The organism is Lactobacillus sp., assembly GCF_051873315.1.
GTDB lineage: Bacteria > Bacillota > Bacilli > Lactobacillales > Lactobacillaceae > Lactobacillus.
This window is the reverse complement of record NZ_JBJEES010000045.1, coordinates 1-2,917: the sequence shown is the minus strand read 5'-3', so window position 1 is coordinate 2,917 and position 2,917 is coordinate 1. Positions and strand designations below refer to the sequence as shown.

Below are 2,917 nucleotides of genomic sequence, written 5' to 3'. Positions count from 1 at the left end.
AAAAGAAAAAATGCTCAAAAACTCAGTAAACTTGCTAAAAAGCAAATCCTTGAGCCAAAAGAGCATTTCAAACTTCTGTCATTAAAATTATAGTTTTAAACTAACACACACGTAAAATCAGCACTAAAACTTGGAACTCTAAGCAAGGGCAGATCAGAACTTTTCCTGCAAATCAGGCCATTCTTCAGCAAGCACCGCGTACTCATTGCTGTCATGGTAGCCGTCTCTGAGGATCAGCCGGCCCTTATGGCAGCCTTCAAACCGCATCCCCAGTCGTTTAGCCACATTATTGCTTGGCAGATTGTCTACAGCGCACTGCAGCTGAATTCTGTGCAGGCCATATTCCTCAAAGGCGATATCGATAATTGCCCGGGTAGCCAGCGTCATGATCCCGCGGCCTCTAAATTCTTTGCCCAAAAAGTAGCCAATATCTGCCTCGGAATACATCGCATCAATTGAATTTAAGCTGACTTTACCAGCTAAACGGCCATGGTACCAAATGTGCAGGTCCAAGGCTTTGCCTTCAGCAAACCTGACTAAACCACGCTTTATAGCGTCAGTCTCAGCTTGCACGTCATGAACGTGATCAACCCAAGGCAAGTAGTAGGACAAATTGTCCCGGTTTCTGTCAATCAAGTCATACAAGGCTTCGCCATCAGTCAGTCTTGGCACGGCTAACTCTAATTCATCGTTGATCTTGTAGCTAAACATTGATTTCATCTCCAATCTAAAAGCAATTGTCAAAAAGATTATCTGAATTATATCAGAGCGCAGTATCAAATACTACCGTGCAAAATGACCATCTGCGGGTAATCAGCGTCCTCTCGCGCAGATTCTTCCATTCAGCTTTACATAATATGTATTATTCGAACTATTAGATTAAAACGAAATCGTATCCCCTCCAAACAAAAAAGCACTGCATTTGCAGTGCTCAAGTTTAAGATGTTTGCGGTTCAGTTGTTTGGTTCTGCGTAGTTGGATCGCTAGTCACTTCGCCTTTAGGCGTTTCGATATTGCTTGCCTTGACATACAAGCCAACACCAATTGCCCAGTACTTGCTGCCATTGATCTTTTTCTTGCCGCCGTAGACAGTTACCGAGCCATTCTTCAGCAAAACTCCGGAATTTTTCATCCGTTTGCCGCTGCTGGAATAAATGTAGCTGTTGTGGTTCAGCTGGCAATCCAAGCCAATCACGTTCATATATGCCACATACTTGTTCTGGCCGATCATGATATACGGCTTGTCATCGACATAATTGATCAAGCTGTAGCAACCAACGGCCTTGCCGGCCGTGATCTTCTTGTCCTTGGTCCGTTTGCCTTTTTCGTCGTAGACATAAGTGTTGACCATGGCATTCTTGTAAAACGGTTTGTCAGCATCTGAAGCTGCCGTAGTCTTTGCCTTTGGCGCCAAAATAATGGCAAAAGCCAGTACAAATAATAACTTAACGAGCCAAAGCCGTTTTAACTTCACTCTTGTTCACGCAAACCTTTCTTACTTACTCTTAGTCAGCAATCTCAACAGTCGTGATTACCACGTCTTCAAGTGGCTTGTCGTTGCCATCCTTGGCAACCTTGGCAATTTCGTCAACAACATCCATGCCGTCAGTTACATGGCCAAAAACAGTGTGTCTGTGGTCAAGCCATGGCGTGCCACCTTGCTTGTAAGCCTTGACAACTTCTTCTGGGTATTGAGCATCGCGCAATTGTTGAATGAAGCGCTTCGGCATGTTTTTGTTTTGCACGATAAAGAATTGTGAGCCGTTGGTGTTTGGACCAGCGTTGGCCATTGATAAAGCCCCGCGCAGGTTGAAGAGTTCGTTAGAGAATTCGTCTTCAAAGTTGTGGCCCCAGATGCTTTGACCGCCGGCACCAGTACCTTCCGGGTCCCCGCCTTGGATCATGAAGTCGCTGATCACCCGGTGGAAGGTTACGCCGTCGTAGTAGCCCTTTTGTGCCAAGCGGACGAAGTTTTCAACGGTCATTGGTGCTTCTTCTGGGAAAAGCTGGATGACGATGTCGCCGTGGTTGGTCTTGATAGTCGCCTTTGGGCCCTTGACTTGGTCAAGGTTAAGTTGTGGGTATTCAGACATTATTTAAATGCTCCTTGTCATATTGATTCTTTAGATTCTTTCTAAATTATATCATTCGGCACCAAAAAAGACAGCGAAGAGCTGTCTTAGGAAAAATATTAGAGCTGAGTCACATATTCGCCAAGCCGCTTAACTACTTCTGCCAGCTTGTCGTCAGCTGCCGCATAAGAGAAGCGGACATAGCCAGCTGATCCTTCGCCAAATACGCTGCCTGGAATCAGACCCACTCGTGCCTTTCTGGCCACATCTTTGGCAAAGGCAAAGTCATCACTGCCGAATTTCTCCGGAATCTTGGCAAAAATATAAAATGCCCCTTGCGGAACGGCCATTTCAAAACCGAGCTTGGTCAAATTTTCAACCATGAAATCCCGCCGGCGTTGGTAGGCAGCCTTAAATTCCTTTGGATCCTCAAGACCATTTGTCAAAGCTTCAATCGCCGCATCTTGGGCAATGTTGTCCACGCAGGTCACCATGAAGCTGTGTGCCTTTGCGACATTTGGCAATAAACTTGCCGGAGCCGCGATATAGCCAAGCCGGTAGCCAGTCATGGCGTGTGACTTAGACAAGCCGCTGATCAAGATTACCTGCCCAGGCAACAAGCTTGCCAAGGAGAAGTGTTCTTGGTCGTAAGTCAGTTCACTGTAGATTTCATCACAGATTGCCAGCAAGTGGTGCTTCTTAATCACTTCCGCCAAAGCAGTTAATTCATCTTTTGAATAAGTCCGCCCTGTTGGGTTGCAGGGGTAGTTGAGCATGATTGCCTTAACCCGGTCACCGGCCGCCTTAATTTCTGCTTCCAGCCGTTCTGGCGTTAAATTGAAGCC

General features: G+C 46.1%; 4 protein-coding genes. All 4 read right to left on the bottom strand.

The annotated features are described in order from the left end of the window. Positions 1-153 precede the first annotated feature (153 nt). Positions 154-711: a GNAT family N-acetyltransferase gene (locus ACI32D_RS02525; RefSeq protein WP_439775080.1), complete on the bottom strand. Its 558-nt coding sequence runs from the start codon at positions 709-711 to the stop codon at positions 154-156. A gap of 226 nt (positions 712-937) precedes the next feature. Continuing rightward, positions 938-1,474 carry an SLAP domain-containing protein gene (locus ACI32D_RS02520; RefSeq protein ID WP_439775079.1) on the bottom strand — a complete coding sequence of 179 codons (537 nt, stop codon included), beginning with the start codon at positions 1,472-1,474 and terminating at the stop codon, positions 938-940. 31 nt (positions 1,475-1,505) lie between these two features. Beyond that, on the bottom strand, positions 1,506-2,093 hold the full coding sequence (locus tag ACI32D_RS02515; protein ID WP_439775078.1) for a peptidylprolyl isomerase: 588 nt from the start codon (positions 2,091-2,093) through the stop codon (positions 1,506-1,508). Positions 2,094-2,191: 98 nt separating this feature from the next. Then, positions 2,192-2,917, bottom strand: a 726-nt coding sequence (locus ACI32D_RS02510; RefSeq protein WP_439775077.1) for an aminotransferase class I/II-fold pyridoxal phosphate-dependent enzyme, incomplete at its 5' end; no start/stop codon positions are given.

Excerpts from the sequence above, each read along its gene's own strand:
- ACI32D_RS02515 (WP_439775078.1), bottom strand. The coding sequence starts at position 2,093 with ATGTCTGAATACCCACAACTTAACCTTGACCAAGTCAAGGGCCCAAAG.
- ACI32D_RS02525 (WP_439775080.1), bottom strand. The coding sequence starts at position 711 with ATGTTTAGCTACAAGATCAACGATGAATTAGAGTTAGCCGTGCCAAGA.